This is a genomic window from Streptomyces sp. ICC4 (assembly GCF_003287915.1).
GTDB lineage: Bacteria > Actinomycetota > Actinomycetes > Streptomycetales > Streptomycetaceae > Streptomyces > Streptomyces tritrimontium.
Window position 1 is genome coordinate 1,275,842 of record NZ_CP030286.1, and the last position, 18,909, is coordinate 1,294,750.

General features: G+C 69.3%; 19 protein-coding genes and 1 pseudogene. 13 read left to right on the forward strand and 7 right to left on the reverse strand.

The window, feature by feature from the left end; translation table 11 throughout:
* Positions 1–52: 52 nt before the first annotated feature.
* Positions 53–1,750 carry an LPXTG cell wall anchor domain-containing protein gene (locus DRB89_RS05770; protein ID WP_239516026.1) on the forward strand — a complete coding sequence of 566 codons (1,698 nt, stop codon included), beginning with the start codon at positions 53–55 and terminating at the stop codon, positions 1,748–1,750.
* 265 nt (positions 1,751–2,015) lie between these two features.
* Complete coding sequence (locus tag DRB89_RS42720; RefSeq protein ID WP_162688478.1) at positions 2,016–2,132, forward strand: prealbumin-like fold domain-containing protein; 117 nt, start codon at positions 2,016–2,018, stop codon at positions 2,130–2,132.
* 214 nt (positions 2,133–2,346) lie between these two features.
* On the opposite strand, the gene DRB89_RS05775 is transcribed toward DRB89_RS42720, so the two are convergent.
* The 4 genes from DRB89_RS05775 to DRB89_RS05790 form a co-directional block, all read right to left on the reverse strand.
* A complete protein-coding gene (locus DRB89_RS05775) occupies positions 2,347–3,744 on the reverse strand; it encodes a glycoside hydrolase family 43 protein (protein ID WP_112447164.1) in 1,398 nt (465 codons plus the stop codon).
* 300 nt (positions 3,745–4,044) lie between these two features.
* Positions 4,045–4,239 (reverse strand): hypothetical protein, encoded by a 195-nt coding sequence (locus DRB89_RS05780; protein WP_112447166.1) that lies wholly within the window; start codon positions 4,237–4,239, stop codon positions 4,045–4,047.
* A gap of 49 nt (positions 4,240–4,288) precedes the next feature.
* A complete protein-coding gene (locus DRB89_RS05785) occupies positions 4,289–5,272 on the reverse strand; it encodes an NADPH:quinone reductase (protein WP_112463222.1) in 984 nt (327 codons plus the stop codon).
* Between the two features lie 20 nt (positions 5,273–5,292).
* Positions 5,293–5,880, reverse strand: a complete 588-nt coding sequence (locus DRB89_RS05790) for a PadR family transcriptional regulator (RefSeq protein WP_112447170.1) — start codon at positions 5,878–5,880, stop codon at positions 5,293–5,295.
* A 287-nt stretch (positions 5,881–6,167) separates the two neighbouring features.
* Here DRB89_RS05790 and DRB89_RS05795 point away from each other — a divergent pair, with 287 nt between their 5' ends.
* The 11 genes and pseudogenes from DRB89_RS05795 to DRB89_RS05845 all read left to right on the forward strand — a co-directional run bounded on the left by DRB89_RS05795 (position 6,168) and on the right by DRB89_RS05845 (position 15,169).
* On the forward strand, positions 6,168–6,560 hold the full coding sequence (locus tag DRB89_RS05795) for an ester cyclase (protein WP_239516027.1): 393 nt from the start codon (positions 6,168–6,170) through the stop codon (positions 6,558–6,560).
* Positions 6,561–6,630: 70 nt separating this feature from the next.
* On the forward strand, positions 6,631–7,971 hold the full coding sequence (locus tag DRB89_RS05800) for an MFS transporter (protein ID WP_112447174.1): 1,341 nt from the start codon (positions 6,631–6,633) through the stop codon (positions 7,969–7,971).
* Between the two features lie 682 nt (positions 7,972–8,653).
* The gene (locus tag DRB89_RS05805; RefSeq protein ID WP_112447177.1) at positions 8,654–9,148 is read left to right on the forward strand and encodes a MarR family transcriptional regulator; all 495 of its coding nucleotides are present in this window, start codon (positions 8,654–8,656) and stop codon (positions 9,146–9,148) included.
* Positions 9,149–9,268: 120 nt separating this feature from the next.
* Positions 9,269–9,913, forward strand: a complete 645-nt coding sequence (locus tag DRB89_RS05810; protein ID WP_112447179.1) for a DsbA family protein — start codon at positions 9,269–9,271, stop codon at positions 9,911–9,913.
* 129 nt (positions 9,914–10,042) lie between these two features.
* Complete coding sequence (locus DRB89_RS05815; protein ID WP_112453225.1) at positions 10,043–10,852, forward strand: MBL fold metallo-hydrolase; 810 nt, start codon at positions 10,043–10,045, stop codon at positions 10,850–10,852.
* A 290-nt stretch (positions 10,853–11,142) separates the two neighbouring features.
* Positions 11,143–11,565 carry a nuclear transport factor 2 family protein gene (locus tag DRB89_RS05820; protein ID WP_112447181.1) on the forward strand — a complete coding sequence of 141 codons (423 nt, stop codon included), beginning with the start codon at positions 11,143–11,145 and terminating at the stop codon, positions 11,563–11,565.
* 356 nt (positions 11,566–11,921) lie between these two features.
* A complete protein-coding gene (locus DRB89_RS05825; RefSeq protein WP_112453226.1) occupies positions 11,922–12,902 on the forward strand; it encodes a zinc-binding dehydrogenase in 981 nt (326 codons plus the stop codon).
* 41 nt (positions 12,903–12,943) lie between these two features.
* Positions 12,944–13,336, forward strand: a complete 393-nt coding sequence (locus DRB89_RS05830; protein ID WP_112447183.1) for an MmcQ/YjbR family DNA-binding protein — start codon at positions 12,944–12,946, stop codon at positions 13,334–13,336.
* Positions 13,333–13,716: an MmcQ/YjbR family DNA-binding protein gene (locus tag DRB89_RS05835; RefSeq protein WP_112447185.1), complete on the forward strand. Its 384-nt coding sequence runs from the start codon at positions 13,333–13,335 to the stop codon at positions 13,714–13,716. Before DRB89_RS05830 ends, DRB89_RS05835 begins: the two co-directional genes overlap by 4 nt.
* Positions 13,713–13,859, forward strand: a pseudogene (locus DRB89_RS44260) (replication-associated recombination protein A); the annotation flags it as partial. The gene DRB89_RS05835 and the pseudogene DRB89_RS44260, both read left to right, overlap by 4 nt.
* A gap of 557 nt (positions 13,860–14,416) precedes the next feature.
* The gene (locus DRB89_RS05845; protein ID WP_112447187.1) at positions 14,417–15,169 is read left to right on the forward strand and encodes a hypothetical protein; all 753 of its coding nucleotides are present in this window, start codon (positions 14,417–14,419) and stop codon (positions 15,167–15,169) included.
* A 15-nt stretch (positions 15,170–15,184) separates the two neighbouring features.
* On the opposite strand, the gene DRB89_RS05850 is transcribed toward DRB89_RS05845, so the two are convergent.
* From DRB89_RS05850 to DRB89_RS05860, 3 genes are all read right to left on the reverse strand, one after another.
* Positions 15,185–16,372: a hypothetical protein gene (locus tag DRB89_RS05850; RefSeq protein ID WP_112447189.1), complete on the reverse strand. Its 1,188-nt coding sequence runs from the start codon at positions 16,370–16,372 to the stop codon at positions 15,185–15,187.
* Positions 16,373–16,659: 287 nt separating this feature from the next.
* On the reverse strand, positions 16,660–17,520 hold the full coding sequence (locus tag DRB89_RS05855) for a thermonuclease family protein (RefSeq protein ID WP_112447191.1): 861 nt from the start codon (positions 17,518–17,520) through the stop codon (positions 16,660–16,662).
* A 69-nt stretch (positions 17,521–17,589) separates the two neighbouring features.
* On the reverse strand, positions 17,590–18,777 hold the full coding sequence (locus DRB89_RS05860) for a peptidoglycan-binding domain-containing protein (RefSeq protein WP_162688479.1): 1,188 nt from the start codon (positions 18,775–18,777) through the stop codon (positions 17,590–17,592).
* Positions 18,778–18,909: the final 132 nt, after the last annotated feature.

Below are 18,909 nucleotides of genomic sequence, written 5' to 3' on the forward strand. Positions count from 1 at the left end.
GATGCCTCGGGATCGCACGCCCCGCCGTAGCCGGATTCTCCGGCATTTGGTCGTGGGGGCGGTGGCGGTGCTCGCCGCCTCGGCCGGTGTCGGCGCCCTGGCGCCCAGCGCGGGCGCCGCGCCGACCGTCCGCATCAGTGTGGATGCCGGTACCTCCTTGGGCACGGTGCCCAGAAGTGGTGTCGGCCTCAACACGGGCTTCGGCGACGAGCACATGGGGGACCCCAAGGTGACATCGCTGATGAAGGCCGCGGGAGTCCGGCAACTGCGCTATCCCGGCGGCTCCGGCGCGGACGACTACCACTGGAAGACCCACACCTCCGGCGACGGCAGCGGCTGGATCCCCTCCAACACCAACTTCGACCACTTCATGGCCACCGCGAAGAAGGTCGGCGCCCAGCCGATCCTGACCGCGAACTACGGTTCCGGCACCCCCCAGGAGGCCGCCGACTGGGTCAAGTACGCCAACGTCGACAAAGGTTACGGCGTGAAGTACTGGGAGATCGGCAACGAGGTCTACGGCAACGGGCACTACGGCAACGGCAAGGGCTGGGAAACCGACACCCACGCCGACAAGAGCCCGAAGGAGTACGGAAAGAACCTGGTCGCCTACTCGAAGGCGATGAAGGCCGTGGACCCGAAGGTGAAGATCGGAGCGGTGCTCACCACCCCCGGTGGTTGGCCGGACAAGGAGAAGGCTCCCGGTGACAGCGCCGACTGGAACCACACGGTGCTCTCCATCGCGGCAAGCTCGATCGACTTCGTCATCGTCCACTGGTATCCGGGCGGCACCACCACGGCCGACCTGCTGAACACCCCCTCGCGGATCGCCGGTGCCACGTCCTCGCTGCGCTCGCTGATCGCCAAGTACGCGGGCTCGCGCGCCGCTTCGGTGGAGATCGCGGTCACCGAGACCGACGCCGTCGGCTCGCCCGCCTTGACCAGCCAGGCCGCGGCCCTGTTCGCGCCGGACACCTACATGACCTGGTTCGAGCAGGGTGCCACCCACGTGGACTGGTGGAACCTGCACAACGGCTCGGGCGAAGCACCCACCACCGTCCACGGCGAGACCGACTACCGGGACGGGGGCATTCTCTCCGCTGGAACCTGCGCCGGGGGGAAGTGCCAACCGCCGCGCGACACGCCCTTCCCCACCTACTGGGGCATCCGCTCGCTGACCGCACTGGCGCAGCCCGGCGACACCATGGTCAAGTCGTCCTCGGGCAACTCGTCGGTTGCCGTGCACGCGGTGCGGAGCGGCAACGGCGGTCTGAACGTCATGCTGATCAACAAGAGCCCGCAGAACGCGGCGCCGGTGTCGCTCTCGTACGCCGGATTCACCCCGGCCGCCGGGGCGGTCACGACCGTTTCGTATGCCAAGGGAGATACTGCCCTGACGACGGCGAAGCGGGGTACGGCGGTCGCACAGACGCTGCCGCCGTATTCGATCACGACTCTTCAGCTGAAGCCCGCGTCGGGGACCGCCGGCGCTGCCAAGCCGACGCCCGCCCCCACGCCGACCGCCGCCACGCCGGTTGTTACCGCCTCCGGCACGACCGGCACCCGTGCGCAGGCGGAGCGCGGCGTACCCGTCGGCCAGCCGACCCCGGGCAGCACGTCCGGCGGCCTGGCTTCCACCGGGGTGAGCAACACCATCACCTACAGCGCCCTCGGTGGCCTGCTGGTCATCGTCGCCGGCAGCGTGCTGGTGCTTCGCGGACGTCGCCGCGGGGCTTTGCGCGGGAAGTGAGACCGCGTGAGTGACCGACGGCCCGGCAGCAACGCCACCCACCCGTGGCGCGCGCCGGGCCGTCGGCCTCCGCGCCGGCGTCGGCGGTCACGGGACGAGACCGGGTCGGTGCTGTTCGCAGACTCCACCGATGCCACCATGCGGGGCATCTAACGGAACTGGCGCCACGTGTGGCGCACCGCAGGAGGCAGCGCCGATCGCTGCGCCCCACCCCGCTGCTGATCTCCGGCCTTCTGTAGACCGGTAGCGCCGCCCGGACACGTCCGTGGGCGCCACCTGCACCACCGGCGCCGACGGTGTCTGCACCGCGACCGTCCCGCTGGGGAGCTACTACTGGCAGGAGACCAAAGCACCGCACCGCCGGGAGCACTCCCATTCGTAGGCACATGAAGCCGGCCCCGCGCGGTGCGCGTCAAGCCACGCACCCGCGTTCACCTTCCGTAACCGGACCTCCCCCTGCCCCACCGCGTACGGTCGACGGGCCCGTCCTGGGCGATCTCCCCACGGACATCGCCTGGTCCCTTCGGGTTCACCCCGAGGGGACCGGGCCGGCGTTTCCCAACGGCCGTGAAGCCAAAGGCCCGAGCCGACCCCCGTCAGTAGCCGACGTGGAAGGTGGCGTCGGCCTTCTCCGTGGTGGTGGCGATCGGGTCGATGCGCAGGACGTAGCCGGTGTGCCGGATGTAATGCGTCGGGAAGTTGTGCGAACGGAAGGACGACCAGGAGGAGTCGGCCAGGCCGGCGGTCCTTTGGAACGTGGCGTCCGCGGCGAAGGTCGCGGTGCCGTCGTTCTCTTCCAGCCGCAGGTCGTAGTTGGAGTGCCGCAGGTAGCGGGTCGGGAAGTTGACCGACTGGAAGGACACGCCCGCGCTGTCGGCCAGGCCGCGTACGAGTTTCCACTGCGAGTCGGTGTACGGGTCGAACGGGTAGACATCGATCCGGCCGACGGAGTTGGCATGACGGACGTAACGGTCGGGGTAGTTGTAGGACTTCAGCCGGTTCCAGGCGGGGCTGCCCCACTTCGCCACGAGGTTGTCGTACTCACTCGTGGTGATCGTCGCGATGGTGCAGTGCTTGGAGTTGAGCGGCTGGGTGTAGAGGCGCTGGTCGAGCGGGGTCCAGGTGCCGGCGGCGAGGTCGTTGCTCTGCCAGGCGTAGAAGACGCCGTTCGGCGAGTAGGTGTCGCCCCACAGGTACCAGGATCCGGAGGTCAGGGATTTCACCAGGGTCGGCGCCTCGGTGGCACCGTGAGCGGCCGCCGTGCTGAAGGGCGTGAAGCTGCCCGGATTGAGGGTGGTCGACCGCGCGCCGACCAGGGCCTCGTCCCTCTTGTGGTAGAGGTAGTTGACCCCGTTGACGCCCACGGCCAGATTGCCGTCGATGATGTCGTAGCCGGGATCGAAGAAAACCTGCGGGGGCGACACCGTCTGGAAGTCGGTGGTGTAGTTCACCATGATCACGCCGTGGCCGCTGGCATTGACGGACGAGTAGATGATCCCGTACGCGCCCCGGCCGGCGTCCCAGAACGTCTCGGGCGCCCAGCTGTGGGTGATCATGTCGTGCAGCTTGAGGCGTCGGTATCCCGTGAGGCTGCGCAGGTCCGCGGAGTCCCAGACGTGGATGTACTGACTGTTGTAGCCCCAGTCGAAGCCCTTGAGGTCGGTGGCGAGTACGACGAAGGTGCCGTCCTGCTTGCGCATGATGAACGGATCACGCAGGCCGCCCGCACCCTCGGTCGGGGTCACCACGGGGTTGTTCTGGTTGAGCGGCATCCAGCGCAGGCCGTCGGTGCTGACGGCCAAGTGCAGGCCGTAGTTGGCGTCCAGCAAGGCCGCGGACTCGGTGAAGTAGCCCATGACGTAGGCCGCGTCGGCAGCGTAGGCGGGCCGCGCGCCCAGGGCCAGCGTGCCGCTCAGGGCCAGCGGGACGGTGGCGGCCATACCGAGGAACAGGCGTCGCGACGGGTGGGGGCCGGGGCCGGTTGTTGCGGTCATTTGCGCTCCAGGGTGCGTGGGGGCGGGCGGCCGTTCTCGGCAGGCACGGCATGCACCGTCGCAGTGCTGGGCGGGGGCGCCCGGACCACGGGATGCAACGGGTCCCGCGGGTGGTCGCGGACGTTGCGTCCCGGGGCGGGAGGTTGCTGCCCGTTCCGTGGAGCCCAGCCCGTCGGGAGTGCGGGGACGGTGGAAGCAGGATCGAATGTTAGCGCTAACAATCAATTCAGCCAGGACACGCGGTAGATGAGAGCGGCTCGGTGGCCATCACTATGGGTCTGCCCGAGTAGCGCGTCAAGGTCACGCGCAAGGTCGTCCCGTTGCCCGGCCGGGAAGCGCGGCCCGACCCGATCCGTCGTCCCGGACGGGCACGTCGGCCTCGACGAAGCCCAGCCGCCGGTTCATGCCGATGGCCGCAGCGTTGCCCGGGTGGTGGAAGGCCCGCATCCAGTGCACGCCGTGCGAACGCGCGAAGCTGATCGCCAGAAGCTTCATCGCCGGCGCGACGCCCCTCCCTCGGTGGCCGGCCGGCACTCCGTCTGCGCTATTGGGGGATGGTGAGCAGGATGCGGCCGTGGCCACCGCCGGCGTCGACGTGGTCGTGGGCCTTGGCGATGTCGTCCAGCGGGTAGCGGTCGCCGACGGCGATGGTGAGGGCGCCGACGGCGGCGGCGGAGGTGAGGTCGCGGGCGGCCTGGCGCTTGGCCTCGGCGGGGAAGTCGTCGCTGCCGAGCAGGCGCAGGGTGACGTTGTTGAACAGCAGCGGCCAGAAGGGGATCTCGGTGCGGTCCGTGCGGGTGGCGTAGGCGGCGATGACGGCGTTGTTGGCGGCGACGGCGTTGTCGAGGTCGGCGTTGTCGGACAGGGCGACCTCGATGATCCGGTCGACCCCCTGCGGCGCGTACGAGCGGATGGCTGCGGCGGGGTCGCCGGTATCCAGGGCGACGGCGTGGGAGACGACGGCCGGGTCGACGTGGTCGAGGTCCGCGGTGCGGCGGACGGTGGCGATCACGGTGGCGCCGGCCCAGTGGGCGAGCTGGGCGGCCAGTGAGCCGACGCCGCCGAGGACTCCGTGGACCAGGACCGGTCGGCCGTCGACGGGGCCGTCGGCGAAGACGGTGCGGTGGGCGGTGATACCGGGGATGCCGAGGCTCGCCCCCAGCTCATCAGTCAGATGGTCGGGCAGAAGTACGGCTTGGTGGTCGGGTACGACGGTGTACTGAGCAGCTGTACCGAAGGGGCGGTAGGACTGGGCGCCGTATACCCAGACCCGCTGTCCGACGCGGCGGGCGTCGACTTGGGCGCCCACGGCGTCGATGACTCCGGCGGCGTCGCTGTGCGGGATCACCCGTGGGTAGGGCATGGACGAGCCGAGCCAGCCGCGCCGCTTCTTGGTGTCGCCGGGGTTGACTCCCGAGACGGTGACACGGACGCGGACCTCGCCGGGGCCGGGGGCGGGATCAGGGAGTTCACCGACGTGCAGGACATCGGCGGCGGGGCCCTGGTCGTCGTACCAGGAAGCAAGCATGGGGGTACCTCCGTGGACAGTCAGCTCGCGGGAGCGGCGGGAGCGGCGGGTGCGTGCGGATCGCTGTCGGCGCGTCCGGTGTCGAATACGGGGGCTTCGTCTCCGAGGGCTTCGCGCAGCCAGGTCCGCTCCGCGCGACTGGTGGCGCGGGCGGTGAGCAGCATGCCCCGCCGGTAGGGGTCGGCGACCTCCTCGGCACGCAGGGGCCGGTCGTGGTCGTAGAAGAAGCTCGCCGGTTCTTCCAGGAACTCCAGCCGTCTGCTCAGCACCGCGTGCTGTTCGGCTGCGTCGGGCAGGTGGGAGAGGAATGCCAGGACGATGTAGAACCGGGTGAAGTCGGTGATCTCGTGGTCGGCGGGCTCGCGCAGACGCTGAAGCATGTCGGCCCGTCCGGCCGCGGTCAGGCTGAGCACGTACCGGGCCGCCCCCGCGGCCGGGTCGGCGCGCCGCTCGATCAAGCCCGCCTTGGTCAGGCGATTGATCGCCGGATACAGGCTGCCGTCGCTGACCGGCCGCGTATAGCCGGTCAGCTGTGAGACGCGGCGGCGCAGCTCGTGTCCGGGCAGGGGTCCCTCGGCGAGGAAGCCGAGTATCGCGAGTTCCAGCATGAGTCCATCTTCGCACAGGTGCATCGAATCGATGTGAACATCGATTCGATGTTACGCTCGTAGGTACCCGCCCAAACGTTTCTGGAGAGGCACAGCTAGTGCTGTGGCCGGGAAGGTTTGCCGGGTCGCGGTGTCCGGTGCGGTGCATCGCAAGGCGGAGGGCCGCCGCTTGTACTGGACGTACTTCGGTGGTCCGACAACGCGGCGAGGTGCCGTGCCGGGCGCCGCGACCCGGTGAACCTTTCCGGTCACAGCACTAGATGCAATCGCAGTCCACCGAGTCAGTGATGAACCGCTTCGTCGAGTTCATCAACACGGGCAACGAGGATCTCGCCCGCGAGGTCATTTCTCCGGACGCGGTGTTCCACGCACCCAGCCACCCGGAACCGCTGCGGGGGCCCGATGGGTACATGGAAGTCCTCGGAATGATGCGCAGCGCCTTCCCGGACGTCCAGTGGACGCTGGAGGAGACGGTCACCGAAGGCGACACGGTCGCCGCGCGGTTCACCATGCGGGGAACCCACGACGGTGAATTCTTCGGGATCCCGGCGACCGGCAACAAGATCTCGGTGCAGGCCATGAACTTCTACTACCTGGCCGACGGCCGGATCGTCGGCGAACGGGGCCAGCCCGATCTCCTCGGGGTGATGCAGCAGATCGGCGCCGTACCGGCGCCGTGAGGCAGACAGTCGCCTCCTCCTCCCACGCAACCGTCCAGGTCCGCGCTGCCGCCCTCCCGCAAGGCACATCATGGAATCCCTCGCACCCCCACCGCCCGCTCAGGCGATAGCCGTCCTGCCCCGGTCCTCCATTCTGGTGGCGGCCCTGTCCACCGTCGTGGAGTGGTACGACTTCACGCTGTACCTGTACATGACCACCGTGCTGTCCCGGGTGTTCTTCGGCACCGGCTCCACCTCGCTCCTGATCACCCTGGCGGTCTTCGCCGTCGCCTACCTGATGCGCCCGCTCGGCGCGATGGCCTTCGGCCACATCGGGGACCGGCTCGGGCGCCGCAAGGTGCTGCTCGGCTCGATGGCGGTGATGACCTCCGCGATGCTGGCCACCGCCCTGCTCCCGACCCGCGACGAGATCGGCTCCGCCGCCGGGGTTCTGCTGTTGCTGCTGCGCTGTGTCATGGGCTTCGCCGTCGGTGGCGAGTACACCGGCGTCACCGCCTACCTGGTCGAAGGCGCCGCACCCCACCGGCGCGGCCTGGTCGCCTCGCTGGCCTCCGCCGCCAGCGAGATCGGTGCGCTGCTCGCCGCCGGGGTCACTGCCCTCACCGTCACCCTCGTCCCCGGTCCCGCCCTGGACGCGTGGGGGTGGCGCATCCCCTTCCTGTTCGGCGCGCTGCTCGCCACCACGGTGCTGATCGCCCGCTCCACCATGCGCGAATCCCCCGCCTTCGAGCAGCAGCCCCCGCCCGACACCAAGGGCGCGGGCCCACTGATGACCACTCTGCGCACCCAGCGCCCCGCGCTCTACCGGACGTGCGCGATCTCGGCGCTCGGCTCGGTGACGTACTACGTCGGCATCAGCTACGTCCCCACCTACCTCGGCGCGGTCAGCGGCTTCAGGGAGTCCGACGCCTTGTGGCTGTCGACCATCGCGGCCCTCGTCGTCATCGTCGTCACGCCGTTCGCGGGTGTCCTGTCCGACCGGGTCGGCCGCCGCCCCGCACTCACGCTCTTCGGTGCCCTGGCGGTGATCCTGCCGCCGGCCATGTTCGGCCTCATGACCCAGGGCAGCTTCGCCGCTGCACTGACCGGCGCGGTCGTCCTGGCCTGCGTGGCAGGCGGCATCAGCGCGGTCGCGGCCTCCGCGATCGCCGAACAGTTCCCCGTCTCCCAGCGCCTCAGCGGCCTCGCGCTCGGCGCCACCGCAGCCACCGCCCTCTTCGGCGGACTCACCCCTTACGCCTCCCAGGCCCTGGTCGACTCCACCGGCTGGGCCCTGATCCCCGGCGCCCTGGTCGCCGCCACTGCCCTGGCCGTCCTGCCCGTCCTGCGCCGCCTCCCGGAAACCGCGCCAGCCATCCGTGCACCCCGGCCCGGCCATCTCGCCCCGGAACCCGAACCCCAAGCCCGCTGAGCAGACTTCGTGCGCTGGAACAACCTCGCCGACGCCGCCGGGCCCGCCGCACTCTTCGCCCCCCGACACAGTGCATACCCGGACCTTCGACACCCCCGGAGTTCCTCGGCATCACCTTCCACGAGGTCCACGCGAAGTCGATCGCCAACCGGGTCCCGGACGGCTCCAAGCCTTCCAAGGTGCCGCTCGCATAAGTGACGCATTGCTCGATGCCAACCAGCCGCCTCGCCGTGCGTCGGTTGCCGGCCCGGAGCGGGTTCCGCGCGCGCCGAGCAGTCGTCGCGGTGACGGGCTCGACGTCGGCGGCCCCGGTCGCCCGGAACCACAAGGCGAAGTCCTGTATATGGGACCCGCTGGAGGTGGCGGTCACCCTCTGACCAGGCTCATGGATGCCCCCCCGGGGGGCACCGTTGCCCCTGCTCGCCCGAGCAGTCATCCGAGTTCCGGCCGGACGCTTTGGCGGAGTTCTGCGTAGTGCCAGGTTTCGGTGAGAGACCGCTCCTGGGCCGTTCATGACATGGATGTCGCGCGTGGGTCCTGGCTACCGTCCGTGTCACCCGCCGGACCCGCCCGGCAGTAGCCCTCCCCGGCGCCCACCTGGGAGGGCGTTGCCGCGTGCCGGGCGGCAGGGAGGGGCGATGATCGTACCGAGAGCGGAGCTGGCGAGCGAAGGGTGTGGCGGGTGGGCGAAGGTGCGGGGATCGGTTCGGCGCAGGAGGCGGCGAACGACGAGCTGGTGCTCGCGTTCGGGCGGCTGCAGGGGGCCGCGGGGCGGCTGGAGTACCTGCTCGGTGGTGCGATCGAGGAGGAGTTCGGGATCAGTCACCTGATGTACGAGGTGCTGCTGATCGTGGGACGGGCGGGCGGTTCGGGCATGTCGATGCGGGCCATCGCGCAGGAGCGGGTCCTGACCACGGGCGGGATGACCCGCCTGGTGGACCGGATGGAGGCGGCCGGCCTGGTGGTGCGCGCCGACGACCCAGCGGACCGCAGGGGCAAGCTGGTACGGCTCACCGGGCGGGGTGAGGACATCGTCGTGCGGGCCAGCCGGGTGCACGTGGAGAACATCCGCCGCCATTTCCTGGCGCCGCTGCCCGAGGAGGCGAGGGAGCAGTTCATGGAGTGCCTGCGGATCCTGTCCCACTCGGCGCGGGACGCCCTGCCCCGCCTGCGGTAGGGGGGCGGAAGCCCCGACGATGGGGGCCTTTCACCATGCGGGAATACCTGACATGGCAGATACTGTTCAGGCAGGTACATCGCTTCGGTGCGGAGCGACTCCCTCTGCGAAGGCCTCCCCATGAAACTCGTCTACGTCTTCGACGCCTACTGCGGCTGGTCCTACGGTTTTGCCCCCACCCTGGCCGAGGTCACCCTGCGCCACCCCGAACTGCCCGTCGAGGTCGTGTCGGGCGGCTTGTTCACCGGGCAGCGGGCCGTGCCGATCCGCGAGTTCGGCTACGTCCAGGGTGCGAACGCCAAGATCAGCGAGCTGACCGGTGTCGGGTTCGGGGCCGGGTACGAGCGGCTGATCGCCGACGGCTCGTTCGTCATGGACTCCCAGGACGCCGCCCGGGGCACGGCGGCGCTGCGGCAGGCGGCCCCGGAGCGGGCGGTGGAGCTGGCCATGGCCGTACAGGCCGCGTTCTACCAGGACGGCCTGAGCCTGTCCGACCCCGAGACCTTCACCCGGATCGCCGCGGCAGCCGGCCTTGATGCGCTGGAGGTCGGCTCCGCGCTCGCCGCACCGGCCACCTCCCTCGCGGCCGAGGCCGACTTCCGGCGGGCAGCAGCTCTGGGCGCGAACGCCTACCCGACCCTCCTGGTCCAGGACGGCGACCGCACCGCGGTCCTCGCCGTAGGCCACGCCGGCCCCGACAAGATCGACACCCTCCTGGAGCAGTTCGGCGCCGCCCGCACCCGGTCGGCCGCATCCGGCCGCTGAATCCCGGCCGACACACCGGCACGGTCGGTGCCGCCCGCACCCGGGCGGCGCGAACCTGAACCCACACGGCGGGCAACCCAGCCTCACACCTCAGCACCCCTCACTCTGCTTCCGGCAAAGGACATGATGATGAGTACTCTCGACTTCAAGGTCATCGACCTGGACTTCCCCGTCGGCTCGAAGAACAAGACCGCAACCCTCATCACCGGTGAGCAGGGCGCGTTCCTCATCGACACCGGGTTCACCCGCGCCGACGGACACCGGCTGGCCGCCGAGATCCTCGACTCCGGCAAGAACCTCACCAAGGTGTTCATCAGCCACGCCGACCCCGACTACTACTGGGGCGCCGAGGTCATCGCCGACGCCTTCCCCGATGCCGAGATCCTGGCGACACCGCTGGTGATCGAGCACATCAAGGCCGCGTACGAGGGCAAGCTCAAGGCCTGGGAGCCGGTGGGCGCCAACCGCCCCACCCGCCTGGTCGAGATGGCCGAACTGACCGGCGACCTCACCTTCGAAGGCCACGTCTTCCAGCTCAAGGGCGGCCACCCGGGACTGCCCGACCGCCACTACCTGTGGCAGGCCGAGCACCGGGCGATCGTCGCCGGCGTCCTGCTCTTCCAGAACGAGCACGTCTGGGTCGCCGACACCGGCAAGCCCCAGGACCGCGCCGTGTGGATCGAGCTGCTGGACGAGATGACGGCCCTCGACCCCGCCTTCGCAGTCCCCGGCCACCGGCTGCCCACTGCCGCCGCCCTCGACGCGAGCCCGATCGCCTACACCCGGAACTACCTCACCGCCTTCGAGGACGAGCTGGACAAGGCCGACAACGGTGAGGCCCTGACCAACGCCCTGGTCGCCCGCTACCCCGGATCCGGCATGCTCATCGCGGCCCAGCTCGGCGCGAAGGTCGCCAAGGGCGAAATGACCTGGGGCTGACCCACCCCGACCACGGTCCGGCCGGGACGCAGGCCGGACCGTGCCCGCCGAGCCCAGCGAGAACCCATGAGCACCACCGCCCGCGACACCCAGGCCGCCGGCCCCGCGCCCGCCAGTTCGGCCCCGCGCTCCTGGGGACCTACGGCTACCTCGCCGCGTACCTGATCGCGCCGGCCGGCGGCGCGGGCATCCACCAGTTGCTCCAACGCTACGCAGGAGCCAGGCGCGTACCCACCTACCGCCTGTGCCCCACCAGCACCCCCGACCCCATCTGAGAAAGGCCGTAACCCATGGAGACCACCGACTTCCACGCCTCCGCCGCCCCCGCCGATGTGGTGCGCCGCCAGTACGTCGCCTCCGCCAACGGCGACCTCGAAGCCCTGCGGGCCACCCTGGCCGACGACGTGGAGTGGACCGAGATGGCCGGCTTCCCCCTGGCCGGCACCTACCGCACCCCCACCGGCGTCACCTCCGCCGTCATGGAACAGCTCGGCGAGTCCTGGGACGACTGGGCCGCCCACGACGACACCTACGTCGTCGACGGCCAGAACGTCGTCGTCCTCGCCCGCTACACCGCCACCAACAAGGCCACCAACAAACCGCTCAACGTGCGCGTCGCCCACCACTTCGTCGTACGCGGCGGAAAGATCGTCCGCTTCGAGCAGTTCGTCGACACCGCCCTGGTCCGCGACGCCATGCACCCAGGCGCATAACCGCACCCGCCCAGTTCCCCGCCGGACGTCCTCGACCGGGGTCTTGAGCCCGTCGAGATCCAGCGCCGGCGACGTCACGGGGGCGGTGACGCGCCGGTCACGGTGCATACGTCCTCAAGGGCTTGTGAGGGGACCGCGAGCAGCGCGAATTGCCGCAGGGGGCGGCGCGGACGGAGCAGGCCGAAGAGTTCGGCCCCCGCAACGGCGTTCCGGGCGAACTGGTCGTCCGGCTCCGCCCGACCAAGGTCCACGCGCACGGCGGCGTCACCGATCGACCAACGAGCGCCGCATTGCCGAACCGAGGAATCACCATGAACGAACCGGCCAACCGTGTCGAGGAGACCGGGCCCCGCACGATGCGCGCCATCGTCGTCTTTGAACCGGGTGGCATTGACAAACTCGTCGCCACGGACCTGCCCGTGCCCCCGGTACGCCCCGGATGGGTCCGCATCAAGGTCAAGGCGTTCGGGATCAACGAGTCCGAGGTGACCACCCGCCGGGGCCTGTCCAGCCGCGACGTGACGCTGCCGCGGGTGCCCGGCATCGAGTGCGCCGGGGTGGTCGACGAGGCCCCCGCCGGCAGCGGCCTCACCCCCGGCCAGCAGGTAGCCACCATGATGGGCGGGATGGGGCGCTCCTACGACGGGGCGTACGCCCGGTACGTGCTGGTCCCAGCCGGACAGGTCATCCCCTTCACCTCGGACCTGCCGTGGGCGACGCTCGGCGCGCTCCCGGAGATGGTCCAGACCGCCTACGGCTCCCTGGCCACCGGCCTGGACCTGCGTGCCGGACAGACTCTGCTGATCCGCGGCGGCACGTCCACGGTCGGTCTGACCGCCGCCGCCATGGCCAAGGACCTGGGCGCCACCGTGCTGGCCACCACCCGCCGCCCCGACCGCGCGGACATGCTGCGCGACCTCGGCGTCGATCACCCCGTCTTCGACGACGGTGAGATCGCCGATGCCGTACGGGAGATCTGCCCGGACGGGGTTGATGCGGCCTTGGAACTGGTCGGCTGCGGGCGTCTGCACGACACCCTGCGCGCGGTCCGCCTCCACGGCACGGTCTGCTTCACCGGCGCGCTGGCGGACGAGTGGACCATCCCGGACTTCAGCCCCCTCGGCTTCATCCCGAACGGGGTACGGCTGACCGCGTACGGCGGCGCGGCCACTGACCTGCCTGCCGACGTCCTCGACCACCAGCTGCGCGCCGTCGCCGACGGACGCCTGAACGTTCGCGTCGCGAAGGTCTATCACGGCCTGGAATCCGTCCGCGAGGCGCAGGCCGACTTGGAGTCCGGCGCGTTCCCGGGCAAGCACGTCGTCGTACTCGACTGAAACGATGCTCAACCACCGGACACGAAAGGGAGGTTGCCCTGATGGATGGACAGACCCTGCAGGAGACGGCCCAGGAGCGAGGTGAGAGCCTGCCGATGGCCACACTGGAGTACCGGTTCGGGCCTGAATGGGAGGTCTTCAAGGTCCACGGCAAGGTGTTCATGCTCATGACGGAGGTGCCCGGCCGACCGGTCGTCATCCTCAAGTCCAGCCCGGGGGAGGCCGAAGCGCTGCGGGCGACACTCGCGGACATCACTACCGGCTCCCACATGAACAAGAAGCACGGGATCACCCTCGCCCCCGGTGCTTCGATCGACCCGCACCTGGTCGAGGACCTGGTCGCCGACTCCTACCGGCTGGTCGTCGCCCGACTCCCCAAGGCCAAGCAGCCCGTGAACCCGAAGACCTTCGGCATCCGCGCGGGGGCGCGGTGACCCTCACCGGTGCCCGGATCCAGCGGACCGCGCGCCGCACGGCCACCGGCCTCCCGGACGTCAGCCACGACCGCCCCTTCACCCCGAAGCTCGACGTCTACAAGACGGCGGGCAAAGTGTTCCTGATCGTCACCGATGCCCCCGACGAGCCTGCCGACCAGATCATCACCGTCAAGTGCGAGCCGGAGCAGGGCGGTTCGCTACGCATGCGCTACGAGAGCATCGTGCCGGGCCGCTATCTCAGCAAGGCGCACTGGATCTCGGTCGGCGCGGGCCCCGACATCACCGCCGACCTGATCGAGTACCTGGTCAGCCACTCCTACGACCTCGTCCACGGCCCACCGCCCAAGGACGCCTCGCTGAGCCAGGGCATCCGATGACCCACACCGAACCCGCGCTGCCCTTGTTCGGCGACGAGCCGCCGCGCCCGCCGGCCGATCGGCTGCGCCCGCGTACCCTCGCCGACGTGGTCGGCCAGAACCATCTCCTGGCCCCGGATGCCCCGCTCGTACGCCTGGTCGGCGGCGTCACGACAGCCTGGTTCGCATGGAAGTGCAGGCAGGGAGCCCTCTCGCCAGAGGGGGTCGATGTTCCTAATAAACTTCGATCTGACGCGTGCCGATGTACAGTGAAGAACGCCCTTGACCTGCGGAAAGCTGGCAGGGAGCCGTCTTCTAGGAGTTCAAAATGCTTCGCACCATGTTCAAGTCCAACACCTGATATCTGGGCATCCGTGTAGGTCAGAGACATGTTGTGGGGTCCCAGGTCAGCAAACGCTCAGCATGAGGTCGACCTGTGTTCCGCCGGCGCTGACCTACGGGCGCGACAGCTGAGGACTGGTCCGATGGCCTTCCGGCCTGTACCGGAAGGCTGCCCTGCACGGCCCGACAGCTCGCCCATGACGTGGTCTCGCTCTTCAAGCCCTGCGACTGTGTCAAGCCCGCGTGTTGCTCACACGCGCACTCGAGCCGCTTCCGGACACAGTGGGTCCGAGAGATCCGGACTGCGGCCCAGAGGCGGTGTCGATATCCTGGAAGGGAAGGTTTCACTGGCTCTCGAGACGAGTACAGGAGCGATGTCGTGGAGCTGCTGCCGGTCGAAATCAAGGTCAACATCGAGGGCGACGTGGCGGGGGCACTGTCGGCTCTCGGCGCCCCGCAGGGCGCGCTGATGACGCGTCGGATCTGGTTCGCCGAGGACCGGGCCGGTGTCGCTCAGGGGAAGGTATCGCTCCTGGACGCCGGTGTGATCGTACGGCTCAGGATCGGTGGTGGCCGGGATGACTTGGTCGTCAAGTTGCGTCCCTGCACCCGGGAACAGCTGGTCGGCCGGTTCTCCGCCCCGTTCGAAGTGGAGCCGATTACGTACAAGATCGAGGAGGACTGGTCAAGGAACGGCCGCGTGCTGGCGGCCTCCCTGGTGCACAGTCACCCGACGGGGGTACTACCGGCCGCGGTGGAGCCCGGGGCCGATCCCTCCGCGTTGCTCGACGCGGTGCAGGACCAGTTCCTGCACGCCTGCGCGCGCGACGTCCACTTGGACGGACTGGTCACTTTGGGGCCCATCTTCTCGACGAAGGTGGACGACGTTCCGCTCGACGACCTGGAGGTCGACCTGGAGGCGTGGTCGGCCGTCGGCCTGGACTTCCTGGAGGCCTCGATCCGTGTGAAGCCCAAGGACGGGGACGACGCGGAGGAGTTCAAGGAACGGGCCGAGCGCAAGTTGCGCAAGCTCGAAGAAGCGGTGCTCGAACGAGGGGTGACGCTGTCCGGGCTTCCTGACAGTAAGACCCACCGCGTGCTCACTGCGCTGGCGGCCGCCGCGCAGGGCTGAGTTCTTCGTCGATCCTCAGATGGCGATCACGGTCAGGTACTTGTCCAGCTGGGTCCGGGCCGCCGCGGCCACCTCAGCCAGACCGCCCTCGATCGTGTGCTCGACGGTGACGGTGCCATGCGTGATCAGGCTCTCCTGTAGGTGCACGCTGCCCGTCGGCGGATCGCTCTTGAGTGTCACCCGCGCGTCGCCGAAGACCTCGGCCCACCACCCGGGCGCGGGAGGTTCGTCCTGCCCGGCTTGGGGGGCGGTGGCGGCGGTGACATCGAAAAGCGATTCCCTGGCCATGCGGAAGACAGCCTTGCGGAGCTCGTCGGTGTCGCTGAGCCAGGCGCCGACGGAGGGGTCTACGAGCACGGTCCCGGCCGGGCGGGTCTCGGTCACATGCGTACGCACGGCGCCGACCGCGACAGCGGCACGGTAGGCGGCGCCTGCGGCGTCACCGCCGGGCCACGATTCTCCGGGAGGTACGGCCGCCGCGAAAACCTCGTGCAGTTTCTCGATGTCGATGTCAACGTCCGTGTGGACGATCGCCTGTCCGGTGTCGAACTGTTCGGTGAGCACGTTGCGGACGAGGAACGGTGGCGCGGCGGCGTCCCGCAGGTTGGTCACGACCGCTTCGGCCGCGGCAGGGCTGAAGGACACCAGGAACGAGCTGCGTGCCTGAATGTCGATGCCGCCCCCCGCTCCGCCTTGGACGCTCATGAGCAGCGGGCCGGGGCCGGTGGGCGGGTGCTCGACCACGCACGACACAGTGTTGGCGGTGATCGGCACCATGAGGAGTTCGGGCGCGGGGCCCCCGTCCCGGTGGGCGAACAACGGGGCGATCCGGGCGGGTGGATCGGGGTGGTCGTGGTCCGCGAGCTTCTCAACGATGCGGGCCGCCGCGCCGTCGGGCAGGGCGGCGGTGCACGAGAAGGTGCAGGAACCGCCGATGTACTCGGGGTGGGGACCCACGGGGGCCTTGAGCATGACGGTGGCCGAGAAGTCGAGGTCGGTGCTGCCGGACCGGGTCGCCACGGTCATTCGCGGCGGCTCGAAGTAGTACCGGGTGGGTTCGCCTGCGGCCGCGAGACCGGTGTTGTGGGCATCGGGCCGGATACGGACGCCGACAGCCGAATCCGCCGGCCCGCCGTCGTCGATGTCGATCACGAGCGAGTCGGGTCCGAAGACCGGCCCTGCGGGGAAGACGCTGTCAGGCATGGCACACGCCCCTGTCGGTGAATGGAGTTCGTGTCGGCGGGGCTCGTCGTCAGCGGAACACCGGGTCGGCAGCCGGCGCTGTCCAGTCCTCTGACGGCGGAGTCCACCGGCAGCGACACGTGCACGAAGTCGACGGTGTGCGACGGACTCAGCGTGAACGAGGGGCGCGGAGTCTGCTGGGAACCACGCGGTCCGGCCCGGCGTGCGTTATCGCAACCCCTGATTCTGTGGTCGACCGTCGGGTAGGACGGCGGGTGGGCTGTGGAACTGCTTCGATCGATGGAATGTCAGGAGTCCTCGAAGACCAGGTCCTCGGGTTGGTGCGTCATCCTCACGGTGTGCCCGTTCGCCACCTCGACGATGTGGTGCAGGCCGGCGCGCCGCTCACCGGTGGACAGGACGGAGTACCGGTCCTGGACGCCGGCCAGGAAGGCGGGGTAGCACGATAGGGGCATGGCCAGGCGCAGGTAGTCCAGCGTGCGGCGGAACAGCTTGGGGAGGATCACCACGTCGTCGGTCAGCGAGCTCAGTCCTGTGATCTTCGCTCCGGTCGTGGTCACGTCGCTCGCCCACAGACCCCGGCGGGCGTCCCGTGCCTGCACGGCCACGGCGGTCATCTCCGCACGGAGACTGGTGAACAGGCTCCGGTAGAAGGTGGGGTACGCCAACCCCTCGACGAGCAGATGGTGATTGACCGTCGTCCGCAGCACGGCGACGTCCACGTCGATCTCGAGGCCGCTGGTTCCGGGCGGAGCGCCGGCTCCGGCCAGGGCGATGCAGCGGCCGTGGACGTCGGCGCCGCGGGTGAGGACGAAGCCGGGAACCGTTTCCGGGGTGGTGGCGGTCACGGTCTCGTCCGGTTGCCGCTGGACGTCGGTGAAGCCGAGCGACGTCAGCAGGTCGTCGCGTGCGGCGTGGGCGAACTGGAGCGGCTGGTGGTCACGGGACGGGCCGTAGTGGGTCTCGAGCGCGTCGACCGCGTCCAGACGCAGCTTCGCGCGCCCGACCGCACTGTGCTCGACGGCACGGCCGCCGCCTCCACCGACGAGGTCCCACTCGGCCGGGTCATCGGCCGTGAAATGAACTGTGTCCCCGTCCGGCTGCGACCCCTTGATGTCGTAGAAGCCCTTGATGAGCAGCATGGGCATGACGACTCCTCAGCAGTGGATACGTTCCACCCCCCAGGGGCACCCTCGAAAAGGGCGCGGCGATCCGCGCTACACGACGTTGCGAAGATCTTGCAGGTACTGCTGGACGAAAGTGTTGAACGCGGTCTGCAGATCCTGTTCCTCCTCCAGCTCGGTGTCAACGCCGTCGGGATCCGGACCGAAGACGACGTCACCGAGGCCCTCCGGCCGGAATTCGCTCAGGTCCGCGGCGGCCATGAGGTTGTTGAGGTGAGTGGATTCCAGCTCGGTCTCCGTCGGGTCGCCCGGCGTCAGACTGCCCGCGGTGTCCTCCAGTCCGGCGACGCTCTGGAAGTCCGAGAGCGCACCGGCCGATTCCTCGCTGAACGAACCGTCGATAGCGATGAGCGATCCACCCGTACTGGCCCGCCAGTCGTTGAGGAGCGCCTGGACGTACCTGACGTCCTGGGGGTCGTTGTCCCCGCTCGGTCCGACCGAACCGCCCATGGGGGAGTTGAAGACGAGCACCGCCGGCCCGAGCACGCCGCCGCCGAAGATGATGACGGCCGCGGCGGCCAGCGCGGCGAGCGCGGCGATGACCGCTGAGACGATGATCGCCTTGGCGAACGACTCAAGCAGTTCCCCGTCCACCTCCGCGCAGATCTCGTAGACGATGACGCCCTCAGCTATCTCGGGCTCCGTCGCACGCCTGTAGTGCAGGGAGGCCTTGCAAGGGACGATGCCGAGATAGTTGCGCTGGTAGAACGTGATGGTTCGATCGGGATTGAATCGCGTTCCCTTTTCGTACTTCTTGAAGTCCGGTCTGTCTACGGCGAGGAAGTCCACCAGCGACAGGAACGTCTCGACCTTGGCCCGCGCGGCTTCCCTGCCCTCGGCAGAGTTGGGTTTGATCTCATAGAACTCCATACGTACGTCTGGTTCGTGGGTGATGATGTCCGGCACCGCGAACCGTTCGTTCTCGTCATCACTCGAGTCGACGGGCTTCTTGCGTTGCTCGCATGAGCCGGAGATGAATCCCTCGTCCGCCGGATCCAGCTGCTGGCGGGTGGCCAGGAAACTCGCAAGGAATCGACACCGTGTCGTATCGGACCTCTCGTCGAAGAAGTCCGTACCGGTGCCGCCACGTTGGTACGGGTTACATCCGCCCTTACTGAAGCAGTATTCCTGCCTGACGACCCACTCGACGACCGTGCCGACCTTGGCCGCTGCCCAACGGGGCGCACCGGCGGCACGGGGCGTTGTGCAGAACTTCGCCACGGGAGTCACCCCTACGCGTGCGTTTGGTGATTTCAGACCACTTGATTTGACGCTATGTGACGAGTGCCACGCGCGCTAGCGCGCGTCCCCACTACCAGCATATCCGGGCCGCCCTGGAGCGCACCTCGGAGA